A 17,564-nucleotide genomic window follows, 5' to 3' on the forward strand; every position below is an offset into this window, starting at 1 on the left:
AAAATTTTTACTAAAAGATTTAAAATTGACTAAACTTTTGTTTCTTACTAATAAAGTAAGACCATACAACGGATTTCTGATTAAAATATTTTGCTTTCTGTGTGTTATTTTTTCGCCAGCTTAAAAGTGCACCTAAGTGTTTGTAATAACTAAAATGTGCTTTTAGTATGGCAAAGATATGTTTAGGTTTCCATTCGGTTAAAAATTTTAAGGCAGCAATACCATCTAAAATTAATCTTGTTAAGACTAAAATAAACAAATTACCTTCAGCATTTTTGGTAAGGGTAAATAGACTATTTCTAAAATTTAAATAGGTTTTTTTTGGATGAGATACATCTAAGGTTGCACCTCCAACGTGATACACTAATGACTCACCTACATACTTAGTTGTGTAGTTTTTGTTAAAAGCTCTCCAACACAAATCTATTTCTTCCATATGTGCAAAAAACGATTGATCAAAGCCTTTTAATGCTTCAAACGTTGATTTTCTTATAAAAAAACAAGCTCCTGAAGCCCAAAAAATAGTAGTGTTTGGGTATTGGTTGTGATGGTCTTCAATGGTATTAAAAATTCGACCTCTACAGTATGGATATCCATATTTATCAATATAACCTCCTGCAGCACCAGCGTATTCAAATTTAGTTTTGTCTTTAAAATCTAAAATTTTAGGTTGGATGATTGCTGTTTCAGATTCGTTTTTAAACGTATTAATAATAGGTGTTAACCAATTAGGAGTAACTTCAATGTCACTATTTAATAAACAATAAATATCTTCTTTAACATGTTTTAAAGCATCATTGTACCCTTTTGCGTAACCACCATTTGTTGTGTTTTGGATTATTTTGATATCAGGAAAATTAGCTTTTACATATGCTACAGAGTCATCCGTAGAGGCATTGTCTGCGACATATATAACAGCTTCTTTTGAGTATTTGACTACAGAAGGTAAAAATTGTTCTAACAATTTAATTCCGTTCCAATTTAATATTACAACTGCTATTTTCATTTTGTATATTCTGGGATGTCTTTTAAAAAATGATACTGTTCTGCATCAAAATCCATGTTACAATAATAGTGATTTATACCGTTGGTAACCATTAAGTAGGTTGCGTTAAGTACTAAGTTATAACGTGCTATTTGGTCAAAAGTATCTTGTTTAATTATAATTTTTGGTGCTTTACACTCCACAATTAAATGGATGCTTCCGTCTGTATTAAAAACTACAATATCATAGCGTTTTTTTAAATCATTGACTTTAAGCTCTTTTTCTACATTAATTAAAGAGATAGGATATTTTTTTACTTCAATTAAATAATGCACACAGTGTTGCCTAACCCATTCTTCAGGTTGTAGAATCACAAATTTTTTACGAATAACATCAAAAATAGAAACTTTATTTTCGCTATTTTTGAATCGAAACGAATATGTAGGGAAATTTAATTTTTGCACTACACAAAATTGGTGATTTTTTTTTAATGGACGAAGTCAAAAAGCTAGTAACTGATATAAAAAATAAGCAACTAAAACCTATTTATTTATTAATGGGTGAAGAGGCTTATTATATTGATAAAATTTCTGATTTTATTGAAGACACTGTTTTAACAGAGGAGGAGCGTGGCTTTAACCAAATGGTTTTATATGGTCGGGACATTACTGTGGATGATATTGTAAGTAATGCTAAGCGTTTTCCTATGATGGCAGAGCGTCAAGTGGTTATTGTTAAAGAAGCTCAAGATTTAGCCAGAACCATTGACCAATTAGCTAGTTATGCTAAAAATCCGCAACCTACAACTGTTTTGGTTATTTGTTACAAATACAAAAAAGTTGATAAACGAAAAGCGGTTTATAAAGAAATAAAAAAATCGGGATATGTTTATGAAAGTAAAAAGTTATACGAAAATCAGGTTCCTGATTGGATAAGACGTGTACTTTCACCTAAAGGGTATTCTATTACTCCTAAAGCCTCACAAATGTTAGTTGAGTTTTTAGGGACTGATTTAAGTAAATTAAGTAACGAGTTAGAAAAACTTCAAATAGTTTTACCAAAAGACACACAGATTACTCCAGATCATATTGAGCAGAATATTGGAATAAGTAAAGATTATAACAACTTTGAGTTACGTAAAGCTATTGGTGCAAAAAATACAGCTCAAGCGTTTAAAATAATTAATTATTTTGCCGAAAACCCTAAAGCCAATCCTATGGTGTTAACTGTGTCTTTACTGTTTAGTTTTTTTTCTCAATTGTTACAACTTCACGGAATGACAGATCGTAATCCACGTGCTGTAGCTTCTGCATTACGCGTAAACCCTTATTTTGTAAACGAATATTTAGAAGCAGCAAGACAATATCCAATGCGTAAAGTCAGTCAAGTTATAGCTATTTTAAGAGAGTTTGATGGTAAAAGTAAAGGTGTAGACAGTAATGCTGTGCCACAAGGTGACTTGTTAAAAGAAATGCTTTTTAAAATCATGAGCTAATTTGGCCTTGTCTTATATAGTAGTAAAATTGATATCATGAAATTAACAACCTATTTTTTAGTATTAACAATATTAATGTCTTGTAAAACCACTCAAGTTTTACCAGATCCATTAGAAGCAGGTTGGAACGGAAAAAAAGTGTGTGAGGTTTTAAATGAAACTAAAAAACAACGTATCCTAAAATGTACATTTCCACCAAATGTTGGCCACCAAAAACATTTTCATAAACCACATTTTGGATACACTTTAGCAGGAAGTACTTTTAAAATGATAGATCAAAAAGGAGAAAGAGTAGTGCCTGTACCAACAGGAGTTACTTGGTCTAAAGATGTATTAACAGAGCATGAAGTTCTAAATGTTGGAGACAGTACTGCTGTTTTTTTAATTATAGAACCTAAATAGTTAAATCTTTTAACGTATCGCTAGTACTTTTAACACTACCATTATAAGTGTTAACATTTCCTATTAAATCCAAGTTAAACAGCGTGTTAGATTCTTGTATGGTCAATGTTTGTAGTAATTTAGATGTGAATCGAATTATTAACAACAAAAACCAAAAAAAAGAAAATGGAAAACTTAGAGAGAAAGAAAGTTGCAATTTTAGCAACAAATGGATTTGAAGAAAGTGAATTAAAAGAACCAATGAATGCTTTAAAAGAAGCAGGAGCAGACGTACATATTGTCTCTGAACAATCAGGGAAAATTAAATCCTGGAACGACGGAAACTGGAGTACAGAATATGACGTTGATAAAACCATAGACCAAGTATCACAAAGTGATTATAATGCATTAGTATTACCTGGAGGAGTCATTAATCCAGATATATTAAGACGAAATGATAACGCTATTAGATTAATTAAATCTTTTTTTGAAAATAAAAAACCAGTAGCAGCAATCTGTCATGCACCTTGGTTATTAGCAGAAGCAGGAGTGTTACAAGGACGTAAAGTAACATCGTTTAACTCTATTAAAAGAGACTTAGTAAATGCTGGAGCCATGTGGGAAGATAGTGAAGTTGTTGTAGATGAAGGTTTAGTTACTAGTCGTAATCCAAATGATTTGCCAGCCTTTAATAAAAAATTAATTGAAGAAGTTTATGAAGGTAAGCACGAAATGCAAACTGCATAGATTTTTTGATTTTTCATAATAAAAAAAGCCAACTTTATGTTGGCTTTTTTTTGTTATAATTACATGTCTTCTAACTCAGTAGTATAATCGTATTGTAAGTCTTCATGAAGCGCTAAAACTTTTTTAGTGATGGCTTCAATATTTCTATCATAAATATTGGTCAAGGTAGTGTTTCTAGATATGGAAGGTTTCATTGCTTTAAGCTTCTTACAAAAATAGAGTAGTAGTTCAACTTCAGTTTCTTTATTAAGCGAGTATCTGATATATTTCTTTGTGTTTCTTAAAATTTTTCGAACACTTTTTTTTATGTAAAAAAAGCTGTCTGTATTAATCAATTCAAACTGTTCGTCAATTTCAACTTTAACAGTATCTATATAACCAGCTTCGCTATCTGCTTCAAATAACAAATAGGTTAATAGTTCTTTGTTTTCTTTTTTAAACCTAGATAGTCTAAGGCAAAGTTGTGCTAATTCTTCGTTAGATTTATGTTTTAATTCCTTACGTATTGTAACTACAGATACTGCTTTCATTTATGTTATTATTTTTTCCGCTTGACGGAATCAATATCAAATTTAAACTTTATAATGTTTTTTGATCGTGCGTTTTACTGTAAATAATCTTAGGATTCCGATTAGCAATATTGCAGGAGCAATACCAATAAGAATTATTCCATAGGTTTTTAAGTCTGCTAGAAGATCTAATTTTAAAATAGTTATTCCTGTTCCTAAAATAACTAAAAATGTTCTGAAGTAAGCTAAAAAAGTACGTTCGTTAGCAAGTTTAGTTCGCTCTATAGCTAGCCAGTCTCTTGTGGTAAGATTTGAATTGTTACTCATTAATTATTAAAGTCTTAATGTAAAATGACCACTGTAAATAGTGCCATCTGGTAACTGTAATTTGTACCAATAATCATTTTGAGGCATGGTTTTGTTATTGTACGTTCCATCCCACCCATTTGATTCCGTTGGATTGAAATTAGCAATTTTCTTGCCATACCTGTCGTAAATATATAGATTTAAGTTAGGGTATTCATCCTCATTAATACCAATAATATTCCAAAATTCATGATGGTTATCGTTATTTGGAGTGAAATATTTAGGAAAACCAATAACTTTTATGGTTTGAGATGTTATCTCGCAAAGGTTGATATCTCTTACGTAGACAGTGTGATTACCTGGAGATAAATTGGTAAAAATATTTGATGATTGATAATTGTTATTGTCTAAAGCAAATTCAAAATTTTCATGAGAATTGCTTAATACAATAGTAGCGGAGTAATTATCTACCGTAACGGATTGAATTTGTGGTGATGGTGTTTGCAGTACTTCAATTTGTATGGTCTTATCACAATGTAAATTTGGATCTGTAATAGTTAAATTATAGGTTCCTGGGTTACTAACTTGAATGGATTCAGTATTCATTCCATTCTCCCATGAATAATTGTAATTCTGTATTTGAATTGAGTTTAAACCTGAATTAATTGTAATCGGAAATTCGTTTTGACAAATTTGGTAATACTGATTTTCAATATAGGGAAACTGATTAACCATCAAGTCTAATTGTCCATATCCAAAACAGACATTGTCATTTTCAATTGCTATATATATGGTTCTGTTATCGGAGTTGTATAAAGTTGTCAAACTGTTGCTCCCAATAGCAGCTTCAGCTTCCGATAAATAAAAATTTACAGAAACTTGACCTGTTAACGTTAAACTATTTATAATTTGTTGTCGGATAGTTTCTAAATTAAAATCGGCATGACCTGTATAATTTAAATCACAGGCATTTAATTGATATTCACCTAAATTTATAGCTTGTGTTGTTTTTAATTTTACATAAGCAATATTGAAGCAAGACGTATTTGGACTTGTTATTTTTGCTACAATAATTTCATCATTATATTGATTTAAATAATAATCCGGATTAATTGAATTAGTATTATCGATGTCATTTTGTGCTAATTCTAATGTGTGATAATAATAAACACTGAAGTTTTGTGTTGGATCTATGACTAGGTAGTCATTGGCATTACTTAAATTAAATACAGTGATACCATCTGATGGATTGTCATCCCAAGAATCACATTCTATAAGGTCATAGGTAGTTTGAATGACTTCTGGAGGTGATACAATTTTAACTTGTTTATATAATGGTTGATAATCAACACCGTTGATAGACATGTTTAGAGTAACAGTATAATTTCCTGCATTTGCATAGGTATGATAGGCTTCTACATCTGTTGAAGTTGTTCCATCACCAAAATCCCATAAAACACTATCATAGGGATCTTCAGAAGTTATATAAAAATATGTGTTATCATTTAAGCAAATATTTTCGTAATTAAAGGAGTATTTGAATATAGATTGAATAAAAGGAGGCAAACCTATTTCTGTATCTCTACCTTCTAGATAAAATGTATTATGTGTGTAGTTACAACTAGAACTTAATTGATTTGGATTATTAATTACAGATAGATAAGCTTTAGAACCTAATAATACATATCCAGCACGATAAATTTTTCCATCAATAGCTAATTGTAAAGCACCTGCAACATTAGATGAGGTGTTGATATTGGTTTTAGAGCCCATTATGTTATTAGCTTCAGTGTTAAATTGAAAAAGACTACTATTAATAAATGTATCTTCACTATCAAAGTTTGATGTGGTAACGTATAGGAGTTTAGAGTCTGGAGAAAATTCGACACCATAAGGATAGGTATCTTCTAATATGGTTTTTTCATTACTAACCAATCCAGTAGTATTATCAAAATCATACAATAATACTTTTCCAGAAGATTTAGTACCTTCATCAACAGACCCAGATGTCGTAGAGCTATGCGCTATAGCGATTTGTTTACCATCAGGAGATACTTTAAGGTAACCTATTGCAGTAATATTAGCGCCATCGTTATTGAACCTTGGAAAAATATTTTGAGGAACCGTTGATGTTTCAGGTGTTTCAATAACACCAGATGATGTAACTTTAAAAGCGTGAAATTTATTTATAAATTGAGTAATTACCCAAATGTCTATACCATTACTATGGGTTACAGCAGTTAGTTTTTCTGAGTTTTTATATTCATTTTGTACAGCGTCATTACTATTGTATGTAACTAAATGAATATTCTTGTTTTCAACAATAAGATCCCCTAAGCCATTATCTAATTGCATATTGACTTCAGAATAATTAAGCCCTTCAATAGGATCATTAGGTGATAAAAAATAGTTAGGTTTATCTGTTGTGAAAATATAATAAGAATCGTTAGATCCAGGTTTGGGTATTATGATTGCAGATTCGGTACTAGAACTATCTCCTTTTAAATCTGTACCATTAGGCATGATATCATGGTTTCTGTTCCAAACGGTTTTTCCATCAGTGTAAAACAGTAATTCTCCGTTAGCGTTAGATATTGTCGCACAACCTTCCTTTGTAATTAGTGCTCCATCTGTTAATGCAACAGGTTGACCTGAATTAAAACTAACACCTGCAAAATTTCCAAAATACCAGTTGGCAGACTCACTTTGGGCAAATAAGCTACAATTATAAATTAGTAATATTACTAGAAGTCCTTTTGAAATTGATGAATAGCGTTTCATGTAATTAAAAAGTTAAACCTAAAGATATAAAAAAAGCCCATCTAATTATTTAGATGAGCTTAATATTATTTTAAATTAACTTATGTGATTATCTTAATTTAGGATAAGTACTAGGACTAGCCTCATGCATGACGTCGTAAATAGCCTCAAATACGTCCTCAACAGATGGTTTAGAGAAATAGTCTCCATCGGTACCGTATGCTGGTCTGTGTGGTTTTGCTGCTAATGTTTTTGGCTGACTATCTAAAAACTTAAAAGCCTCTTGCTTGTTTAAAATTTGATCTAAAATATAAGCCGAAGCTCCACCTGGTACATCTTCATCAATAACCATTAATCGGTTAGTTTTTTGTACGCTTTTGACAATATCATGATTTAAATCAAATGGTAATAATGATTGTACATCAATAATTTCGGCATTAATACCAACTTCCGCTAATTCTTTAGCAGCTTGCTGAACAATTCTTAACGTTGAACCGTATGATACTAAAGTAATATCTTCTCCTTCTTTTACAGTTTCAACAACTCCAATAGGTGTTTTAAATTCACCAATATTAGATGGTAATTGCTCTTTTAAACGGTAACCATTTAAACATTCTACGACTAAAGCAGGCTCGTCACTTTGTAATAAAGTGTTATAAAAACCAGCAGCTTTGGTCATGTCTCTTGGTACTAAAACGTGAATACCTCTTACTAAATTTAATACGCCTCCCATTTGTGAACCAGAGTGCCATATACCTTCTAGTCTATGACCACGAGTACGAATAATTAAAGGTGCTTTTTGACGTCCTTTTGTACGATATCTTAGCGTTGCCAAGTCATCACTAATAATTTGTAAAGCATACATGATGTAGTCTAAATACTGGATTTCAGCAATTGGACGTAAACCACGCATTGCCATACCAATTCCTTGTCCTAAAATAGTAGCTTCTCTAATACCTGCATCAGCAACACGAAGTTCTCCGTATTTTTCTTGTAAACCTTCTAAACCTTGGTTTACATCTCCAATGTTTCCTGCATCTTCACCAAATACTAAAGTTTCAGGATAGTTGTTGAATATATAATCAAAGTTTTCTCTTAAAACCACACGTCCATCTACAGTTTCATTATCATCAGTGTAGGTTGGTTTAACTTCTTTTACATGTATAGCTGCGCTTTCAGAATCGTTATATAAATCCGAACTATATAAAGGTTGTACTTTTTCAAAAAAGGCATCAATCCAATCTAATAATTGTTGTTTTTCTGAAGTGTTTTCAGAAATAACATAACGTAATGCTTTTCTTGCTGCTTGTACAGCGTCTTTTCTGTTAGGTTCTTTAGAGTCTTCTAATTCGTTTACTATTTTTTCAATAAAAACTTTGTTAGGACTTGAATTTGCAACGGTTTGTAAAAGCGAAACAATTTCATTTTTTTCAGCTAAAGCTGGTTCTAAATAATTAGACCAAGCAGCTTTTTTTGCATCTCTAACTTGTTTTTTTATGTTTTTTTCTATGGTTTGTAACTCTTCGTCAGTAGCAATGTTATTGTCTATTAACCAAGTTCTCATTTTTACATTACAATCATTTTCAGCTTCCCAATTTAAACGCGCTTTATCTTTATAACGTTCGTGTGATCCTGAAGTCGAGTGACCTTGAGGTTGTGTTAACTCGTTAACATGAATTAAAACAGGTACGTGCTCTTCTCTAGCTATTTTTGAAGCTTCTTCATAAGTTGCAATTAAGTTTGCATAATCCCAACCTTTAACACGAAGTATCTCATAACCATTAGCATCTTTATCACGTTGAAATCCTTTTAAGATTTCAGAAATATTTTCTTTAGTAGTTTGGTGTCTAGCGTGTACTGAAATTCCGTATTCATCATCCCAAACACTTATTACCATTGGTACTTGTAAAACACCTGCTGCATTGATGGTTTCAAAAAACAGACCTTCACTAGTACTGGCATTACCTATGGTTCCCCAAGCGACTTCATTTCCTTCAACAGAAAAATTTGTTGTATCAATACCTTTTACATTTCTGTAAATTTTTGAAGCTTGAGCTAATCCCAATAACCTTGGCATTTGTCCAGCAGTAGGAGAGATGTCAGAGCTTGAGTTTTTTTGTTGTGTTAAATCATTCCAGTTACCATTAGCGTCTAAACTATGTGTAGCAAAGTGTCCTCCCATTTGGCGACCTGCAGACATAGGCTCTTGACTTAAATCTGTATTGGCATATAAACCAGCAAAAAATTGTTGGATTGTTAATTGTCCAATAGCCATCATAAATGTTTGGTCACGATAGTAACCAGATCTAAAGTCTCCGTTTTTAAAGGCTTTAGCCATAGCAAGTTGTGGCACTTCTTTGCCGTCTCCAAAAATACCAAATTTAGCTTTTCCTGTTAAGACCTCTCGACGTCCAAGTAAACTACATTCTCTACTGGTTACAGCAACTTTATAGTCGTTAAGTACTTCGGTTTTAAAATCGTCAAAAGATAGGTCTTTATTAGTGTTAGCTTCTGTTTGCATATATAAGGGTGTTATTTGATAACAAATTTACTGAATATTTGTGGGTTTTGCAATATCAAAAATGCTTAAAAAAATAAGAATTATTTAAAAAACAGCTTGATTAAGCTAATAATCTGTAAAAAAACAGGGTTATATTTAATTCTGTTAAGAATTTATTAATACCAACGACGTGTAAATAGCCCTAAAAGTGTTTTAGGTGACAGTGTGACTATAAACCTAATCTTTTCATCGTAATTAGGTTGTCCAATCTCCCAACCTAAATTAGAATATATAGGGAAGTATAGCTCAAAATAATCTTCCACTAAATTTAATCTAATACCAGAATCGTAAACAAACTTAGGTTTAAAATTATGGCTTTTTATAATTCCTGCATCACCATACAACATGATGTACCTCCAAAGGGTTGTACTGGTATTAGCAGTTGTCATCCATTGGTTTGCAAAAGGTTGTCTTAATTTAGATTTAAATCCACCTTCGGCAATTATAATTTGTTGACTCAGTATTCCTGTTTGTTCACTTCGACCTAAATAATTATAATCAAATAAATAGTCTGTAGGTCTGTCTAAAGCAAAGCTAAAAAAGTCGGAATCTTGATAGGTGTCATTATATAAAAATACACCAGAAAATAGTCTTAAATTAAATTGTTTATTACGCTCGTTTAAATGTCTAAATTCTAATGTTGCAGATAACTTACCAAAGTTTTTAGCTAATTGTAAGTCCGTAAATAATGACGCATAATCTTTTAAATTGTTATCTACAATACCAAATTTGGTGTTAAACACTGAATATTTTGGTTCTCCATTAGTTTCAAATTCTCCCGTTGGATCAACCTCTCTATTTATATTGATGTATCTAAAAGATAAAAATTCACGCTTATTATCTCTCAGATTTTTATGGTCTCTAAAATTAAAATCTATAAAAGGTGTAAAAGAGGTGTAACTTAAATTTGGAGCATAATTATAATAGTTACCAGATAAACCGTAGCGTGTGCGATAGTTATCAGAATCTTCAGGACGTGCATTATATATCAAGGAAGCACTACCGACTATTTGCTTACTTTTAAATCCAAATTTGGGACTAATTTTATATAAAAAGCGCTTACTTAATAACGTTTTGTTGTATAATTTTAATCCAGGTGATAAACCATCATAAAAGTTATACTCAAATTCTGGCATAAAAAAGACTTGACTGAAATTAGGGTCTTCAATATCTTTAAATAATCTAAATTGAAGCGGTTTATTGGTTAAGAAAAAGCCATTTAGTTTTTTATAGTTGTTACGTTGGTTAAATTCCGGAATGGTATAATCATAATTAAGTGCTAACTGGTCAACATCATTATTTGCAATTGTTATTTTTTTTGTTCCATCAAAACCTTCAATCCATTGTTTAGAGGTTATGCTGTCATTTTTTAAAGTGAATAAAGAAATTGGCATTGCATTATTACGTATGTTTTTTAAAGTAATGGTAATAGAATCTTCAGTTTTCTTGACCTTTTTTATTTTGAAATCTATTTTCTTACTAGTCTTTACATAATCATTAAAAAACCATTCAATATTCTTATCGGTTTTTGAAGTTATTAAAGTTTCAAAATCCTTAGGTGTCGTGCGTTTAAGCTTAGTTTGTTTAACAAACTCACTTATGGTTTGGTCTACGATAGAATCTCCAACATAGTCATCCAAATATTTTAAACCAACAGCAGCTTTATATTTATTAGAAATATTTTTGTTGAATTTTAACAACGAATCTTTAGCCATACCAATAGGCTGGTCAATATTTGTACGTGCCATGTGCATGTATAAAAACGAATATTGGTCGTTAAAATTTAAGTCTGACGCATGAAACGCTCTGACACCCCAAACTTTGGCTAGTTTTCCTAGAATTTTTTGATTTGGATAATAGTCTTCTACATATTTAATTAAGTAATACACCTGAATACCATCCAACAACCATTGTTCTTCTCTTGGGTTTATTAAAAAAGTGTTTTCTAGATATACTTTTAAAGCTGTTTTAAGTATTTTAAGTTCATATTGAAAACTATCTTCAAATGGTCTAATAAAATCTGGTAATAAATTTAAACCATAGATAGGATCTTTTTTATAGTCAATCCAAGTTAGTAATAGTTTTTTGTGAGGATATTGACCTAGGTTTTTGGTTATAAATTGTGCGACTTTGTCAGATAAAATGGCAACATCAGTAACTGGTAAATCTTCGGTGTCTAAATTAGATTCAATACTAAAAAAATCAGTTTCAACTGTATTAAAATCGTTTGTTGTTACTAACGAGAATTTTGTGTTTGTTCTGTCCTTTCCGCTAAAAATAGATGTAGTTCTATTTTCAATAGTAGTGTTTTCAACTAAATCTAATTCTGTTATTGGTTTAAAGTTATTTGGGTAATTAACTTTTAGTGTAATATCAGAAGGGTTTACATAAAGGTCATCCAAGTCTTTGTTACTGTAATAATGCCAAGTTCCGTCAAATACAGCAGGAGTTATGTACCAAAAGCGTAAGTTGTATTGTCCATCACCTGTAAGACCATAACGCGTAAATTTATTATTTGGGACTTGAACAATGTAATTTAATGATAAATCATAGGTTTCATTTGGTGCTAAAGGATTTTTTAACGCAACTTTTATAACATCTGGATGCTGCTTTAATCTTTGATGATAAACCTCTTGACCTTCTTGTTTTATAGCTGTTATAGCAGTAAAACCTCTGTCTTCATTATTAGCAAAATGGAATGTGGTTTTAAATTCATCTGCAAACCGATCTGCTAAAGGAGTCGTTTTAGAAGAGTAACTATGGCTCCAATCATTAAGATAAATGGTGTCTAATGTTTGATTTGTAGTGTTTTGGTATTTTATGTTTTGAGTAATTTTAATACTATGTTTTGTGGTATCAAAATTAGCATCAATAGTCATGCTATTTTGGCTTAAAGCCGAAAGACTTAAAAGTAAAAAACAAATTAATAAATAATGATTTAGCTTCAATGTATTTTTACAAACTTTATGGGTTTAACAGCAATATTATCTAATGAAATATAATATATTCCTTGTGATAAATACGAAATATCTGTCAAAATAGTTTTGTTAGAAGACACAATAGTTTTTATTAATAGACCTAAACTGTTGTAAATCTGAATCTTGTGTTTTTTAATTTGTGTGTTATTTATTTTTAAAGCTAATGTATTAGCAATAAGGTTGGAGCCAATAATTTCAAAAACGACAGGATTTTCAGTAAACTTGGTTAGATTTAAAAAATTCTGGTTGGTTTCAAAGTTTAAGGTTACAGGAAGGTGATCACTAAAATTATGAAGTGACTCTCTAATAGTATTAGAAAATAATGTCCCAGAACAATCATCGCTATTAATAGCGTTATTCCAACAATTTGAATTATTGTTATTACCAAAAACCTTATAGTTATTGGGTTGTACCTGTAAACCTGTGTTGTTACTTAGTGAGGTACTTGTCATTATAAAATCAAACCTATCATCAAATCCTCCAGTTGTTCCGCCTAAACCCGTTGCTGTTCTTGTAGATTGAGTAAATACATCTACATAATTACTATTATTATGCCAGCTTCCCATACGGTTTGCAGGATCTGTAAAAGTAATCGTGTTGGCAGGATTAATAAATTCTTGAAAAGCAGGTTCTGAATTGGTATACACATTAAAATCTCCAGCTAGTATAAAATAATCATCATCAGAAAAGCCATCTAAATAGGTAGTTAAGTCTTGAGCCATTTGCAAGCGTAGTAGCTGGTTGTCTGTACCGCTAGAAGCTTTTAAATGACAAACTATTACATTAAGAGTAATTGGGTTTGTGTTTTGGTTTACAGTATTTAATGTTAAGGTGTAATGGTTAAAATCTCTGTAAATGGTAGTGATTACAGTTTGGTTATCTAAAGTGAATTTTGAGCTGTCAAAATAGATTAGATTTTGTAAGTCGTTTTGGTCGCTAATTGTGTCATCGCTTGTATTTAAAACAAAATTAGCCATTTGGTAGTCTGGATTAATGCTTTGTTGCATCATGTTTAAAATAGAATTTGCGCCAGACTCATTATTAAGTTCGCAAACCATAAATATATCAGGTTGATAGTCTGATAAAATAATTTCTAGTTCTGATAATCTTGTAGTAGAGGGTTGTTGAAGTGGGAAGTTTAATAGATTATAAAACATAGTTTTAAAGGTGTCTTGCCCGAAGACACCAGTAAAACTTAGTAATGTGATAATGAAAAAAAGAGACTTTTTCATTGTTTTGTCTGTTTAGAAATTAGGGCTTAATCCATAATCTTTGTAAAAACTGTCTAAAATATCTACAACCTCTTCAGCTGTATCCACTAAATGTATTAAATCTAAATCACCTTCGCTAATATTAGCAAACTTGTCTAGTAAAGTAGATTTTACCCAATCCATTAATCCTGACCAAAAATCGGTTCCAACTAATATAATTGGAAATTTCTCTATTTTATTAGTTTGTATTAAGGTTATGGCTTCAAATAATTCGTCCAATGTCCCAAAACCACCTGGCATTACTACAAAACCTTGACTGTATTTTACAAACATTACTTTTCTAACAAAAAAGTAGTCAAAATCTAAGCTTTTATCAGAATCAATATATGGATTATCATGCTGTTCAAACGGTAATTCGATATTTAATCCAACCGAAGTACCTCCTGCTAAATGTGCGCCTTTATTACCTGCTTCCATAATACCAGGTCCACCACCTGTAATAACACCATAGCCAGCATCTACAATTTTAGAGGCTACATTTTCGGCTAGTTTATAGTATTTATGATCTGGTTTTGTACGTGCAGAACCAAAAATAGACACAGATGGTCCTATGGCACTCATTTTTTCAAATCCGTTAACAAATTCTCCCATGATTTTAAAAATCGCCCAAGAATCGTTTGTTTTTTTCTCGTTCCAACCTTTTGGATGTTGTTCTTTTCTCATTTACTTTTAATATTATTTTAATTCTTTTTTTAAAAATTTAGCTGTGTAGCTTTTTTTATGTTTTGCAACTTTTTCTGGCGTCCCTTCTACAATGACTTGACCACCACCTTTTCCGCCTTCATAACCAATATCAATAATATGATCTACGGTTTTGATAACGTCTAAATTATGTTCGATAATTAATACGGTATTCCCTTTATCTGCTAATTTATTAAGCACAATCATCAATACTCTAATATCTTCAAAATGAAGTCCTGTAGTAGGTTCGTCTAAAATATAAAAAGTATTCCCAGTATCGCGTTTGCTTAACTCGGTAGCCAATTTAATACGCTGTGCTTCACCACCAGACAGTGTTGTGCTTTGTTGTCCTAAGGTAATGTATCCTAAGCCAACATCTTTAATAGTTTTAAGTTTTTTATGGATTTTAGGGATGTTTTCAAAAAAGTCAACCCCTTCGTTTATAGTCATATCTAAAACATCACTAATACTTTTTCCTTTATATCTAATTTCAAGTGTTTCGCGATTAAAACGTTTTCCTTGACAAGTTTCACACTCGACGTATACATCAGGTAAAAAATTCATTTCAATAACACGTAAACCTCCACCTTTACAGGTTTCACAACGTCCACCAGCAACATTAAAACTAAAACGACCTGGTTTATAACCACGTATCATGGCTTCTGGTATTTTAGCAAAAAGACTACGGATTTCGTCAAAAGTTTTGGTATAAGTGGCAGGATTACTTCTTGGTGTACGACCAATTGGTGATTGATTAATATCAATAACTTTATCTATGTGCTCTAAACCTTTAATGCTTTTGTAAGGCATTGGTTTTTTAACACCATTAAAGTAATGCGCATTTAAAATAGGGTATAAGGTTTCGTTAATTAGCGTAGATTTACCACTACCAGAAACACCAGTAACTCCTATCATCTTTCCTAATGGAAATTTAACCGATACATTTTTTAAGTTATTACCAGTACAGCCTTTAAGCTCTAAAACATGACCATTACCTTCACGACGTTTTTCAGGGATTTCAATTTCTTGTTTTCCGTTTAGGTACTGTGCGGTTAATGTTTTTTCTTTTAATAATTGTTTTGGTGTTCCTTGACTTATAATTTCTCCACCATGTTTTCCTGCTCTTGGACCTATGTCTATTACGTGATCTGCACGTTCTATCATGTCTTTATCGTGCTCTACCACAATAACAGAGTTACCAATGTCACGTAAAGACACTAAGCTGTTTATTAGTTTTTCGTTATCACGTTGGTGTAAACCAATACTAGGTTCGTCAAGGATGTATAAAACACCAACCAACTGAGACCCAATTTGAGTGGCTAATCTAATACGTTGAGCTTCTCCACCAGATAAAGATTTTGAGCTTCGGTTTAAGGATAAATAATCCAACCCAACATCTAATAAAAACTGAAGTCTGGCATTGATTTCCTTTATAATTTCTTCAGCAATTTTAATTTGCTTCTTGGATAAAAATTCTGGTAATTGTTTAAACCAAATCGCTAAATCACTAATGTCTTGATTGGCTAATTCGGCTATATTTTTACCGTTAACTTTAAAGTATAACGATTCTTTTTTAAGTCTTGCACCTTCACAAACAGGACAAGTCACTTTGTCCATGTAATCTTTAGCCCAACGTTTTAAAGACGTTGACTCTGCATTTTTATATTGGCTTTCAATAAAATTGGCAACCCCTTCAAAATCTATTTTATAATCTCTAGTAATACCTAAGGTTTTACTTTCAACAGAGAATTTTTCATTACCACCAAACATAATGATTTGCTTGGCTTCTTTTGGTATGGATTTATAAGGATCACTTAATTTAAAATTGTAACGTTCGGCAATTGTTTCAAACTGTTTAAAAATCCAACTCTTTTTTTCTGGACCATGAGGTGCTAATGCACCTGCTTTAATAGATAAAGTGTCGTCAGGTATAATTTTATTTTCGTTAACTTGGTATAATGTTCCGATACCATTACAATTATCACAAGCTCCTTTTGGCGAGTTAAATGAAAAATTATTAGGTTCTGGATTTGGGTAAGAAATACCAGAACTTGGACACATCAAATTACGACTAAAATAGCGTGCCTCTTGTGTGTCTTGATCAATAATCATTAACACATCATCACCATGATACATGGCAGTGTTAATGGTTTCGGTTAAGCGTTTGTCATTATCAACAGCATCATCAATTTTTAATCTGTCAATTACAATTTCAATATCATGTGTCTTGTAACGATCTAGTTTCATGCCTTTCACTAAATCCTTAATTTCACCATCGGTTCGTACTTTTACAAAGCCTTGTTTGGCAATTTGCTCAAATAACTCGCGATAATGTCCTTTTCTAGATCTAATTACAGGTGCTAATATATTAATGCGCTTACCTTTATAGCTTTCGGTAATTAATTGTTTGATTTGGTCGTCACTATAACTTACCATTTTATCTCCAGTATTATAGCTGTAGGCATCACTACCTCTAGCATATAAAAGACGCAAAAAGTCATAAATTTCGGTAATAGTACCAACTGTAGATCTTGGAGATTTGCTAGTCGTTTTTTGCTCAATAGCAATAACAGGAGATAGACCATCAATTTTGTCTACATCAGGACGTTCTAATCCACCTAAAAATTGTCTTGCATAAGCCGAAAACGTTTCGATATAACGACGTTGTCCTTCGGCATAAATGGTGTCAAATGCTAATGACGACTTACCACTACCTGATAAACCAGTAATAACCACTAGTTTTTCACGCGGAATGGTAACGTCAATATTTTTAAGGTTATGTGCTCTAGCACCTTTAACCTCAATGTTTTCTTCAAAATTTTTCATAGCATTTTTAAGCTTTATCCAGAGATAGACAAGATAGCAAAGATACGCATTTTGTAATTCTTTTT

Annotated in this window: 13 protein-coding genes; 3 read left to right on the top strand and 10 right to left on the bottom strand. The window is 31.5% G+C overall.

Translation table 11 applies throughout. From position 1 onward, the window contains the following. Positions 1 to 19: 19 nt before the first annotated feature. A complete protein-coding gene (locus JAO71_RS06585) occupies positions 20 to 1,006 on the bottom strand; it encodes a glycosyltransferase family 2 protein (protein WP_202999728.1) in 987 nt (328 codons plus the stop codon). Further along, entirely contained in the window at positions 1,003 to 1,449 is a 447-nt protein-coding gene (locus JAO71_RS06590) for a type I restriction enzyme HsdR N-terminal domain-containing protein (RefSeq protein WP_028291158.1), read from the bottom strand. Before JAO71_RS06590 ends, JAO71_RS06585 begins: the two co-directional genes overlap by 4 nt. A gap of 26 nt (positions 1,450 to 1,475) precedes the next feature. On the opposite strand from JAO71_RS06590, the gene holA reads away from it, so the two are divergent. The 3 genes from holA (at position 1,476) to JAO71_RS06605 (ending at position 3,608) form a co-directional block, all read left to right on the top strand. Continuing rightward, positions 1,476 to 2,480 (top strand): DNA polymerase III subunit delta, encoded by a 1,005-nt coding sequence (gene holA, locus JAO71_RS06595; RefSeq protein WP_028291157.1) that lies wholly within the window; start codon positions 1,476 to 1,478, stop codon positions 2,478 to 2,480. 36 nt (positions 2,481 to 2,516) lie between these two features. Then, positions 2,517 to 2,882 (top strand): cupin domain-containing protein, encoded by a 366-nt coding sequence (locus tag JAO71_RS06600; protein ID WP_202999729.1) that lies wholly within the window; start codon positions 2,517 to 2,519, stop codon positions 2,880 to 2,882. A 165-nt stretch (positions 2,883 to 3,047) separates the two neighbouring features. Beyond that, complete coding sequence (locus JAO71_RS06605; RefSeq protein ID WP_116823080.1) at positions 3,048 to 3,608, top strand: type 1 glutamine amidotransferase domain-containing protein; 561 nt, start codon at positions 3,048 to 3,050, stop codon at positions 3,606 to 3,608. Positions 3,609 to 3,667: 59 nt separating this feature from the next. On the opposite strand, the gene JAO71_RS06610 is transcribed toward JAO71_RS06605, so the two are convergent. From JAO71_RS06610 to uvrA, 8 genes are all read right to left on the bottom strand, one after another. Further along, a complete protein-coding gene (locus tag JAO71_RS06610) occupies positions 3,668 to 4,138 on the bottom strand; it encodes a hypothetical protein (RefSeq protein WP_202999730.1) in 471 nt (156 codons plus the stop codon). A 42-nt stretch (positions 4,139 to 4,180) separates the two neighbouring features. Further along, the gene (locus tag JAO71_RS06615; protein WP_116823079.1) at positions 4,181 to 4,444 is read right to left on the bottom strand and encodes a DUF202 domain-containing protein; all 264 of its coding nucleotides are present in this window, start codon (positions 4,442 to 4,444) and stop codon (positions 4,181 to 4,183) included. A gap of 6 nt (positions 4,445 to 4,450) precedes the next feature. Continuing rightward, positions 4,451 to 7,204: a T9SS type B sorting domain-containing protein gene (locus JAO71_RS06620; protein ID WP_202999737.1), complete on the bottom strand. Its 2,754-nt coding sequence runs from the start codon at positions 7,202 to 7,204 to the stop codon at positions 4,451 to 4,453. Positions 7,205 to 7,292: 88 nt separating this feature from the next. Next, positions 7,293 to 9,704, bottom strand: a complete 2,412-nt coding sequence (locus JAO71_RS06625) for an alpha-ketoacid dehydrogenase subunit alpha/beta (RefSeq protein ID WP_116823077.1) — start codon at positions 9,702 to 9,704, stop codon at positions 7,293 to 7,295. A 155-nt stretch (positions 9,705 to 9,859) separates the two neighbouring features. Beyond that, complete coding sequence (locus JAO71_RS06630; RefSeq protein ID WP_202999739.1) at positions 9,860 to 12,691, bottom strand: gluzincin family metallopeptidase; 2,832 nt, start codon at positions 12,689 to 12,691, stop codon at positions 9,860 to 9,862. Then, entirely contained in the window at positions 12,688 to 13,953 is a 1,266-nt protein-coding gene (locus tag JAO71_RS06635) for an exonuclease/endonuclease/phosphatase family protein (RefSeq protein WP_202999741.1), read from the bottom strand. The genes JAO71_RS06630 and JAO71_RS06635 overlap by 4 nt, the downstream gene beginning before the upstream one ends. 12 nt (positions 13,954 to 13,965) lie before the next feature. After that, positions 13,966 to 14,655, bottom strand: a complete 690-nt coding sequence (locus JAO71_RS06640) for an LOG family protein (protein ID WP_028291148.1) — start codon at positions 14,653 to 14,655, stop codon at positions 13,966 to 13,968. Between the two features lie 12 nt (positions 14,656 to 14,667). Next, positions 14,668 to 17,499 (bottom strand): excinuclease ABC subunit UvrA, encoded by a 2,832-nt coding sequence (uvrA, locus tag JAO71_RS06645; protein ID WP_202999749.1) that lies wholly within the window; start codon positions 17,497 to 17,499, stop codon positions 14,668 to 14,670. Between the last annotated feature and the right edge of the window lie 65 nt (positions 17,500 to 17,564).

The organism is Olleya sediminilitoris (genome assembly GCF_016785945.1).
In the GTDB taxonomy this organism is placed as follows: Bacteria; Bacteroidota; Bacteroidia; order Flavobacteriales; family Flavobacteriaceae; genus Olleya; species Olleya sediminilitoris.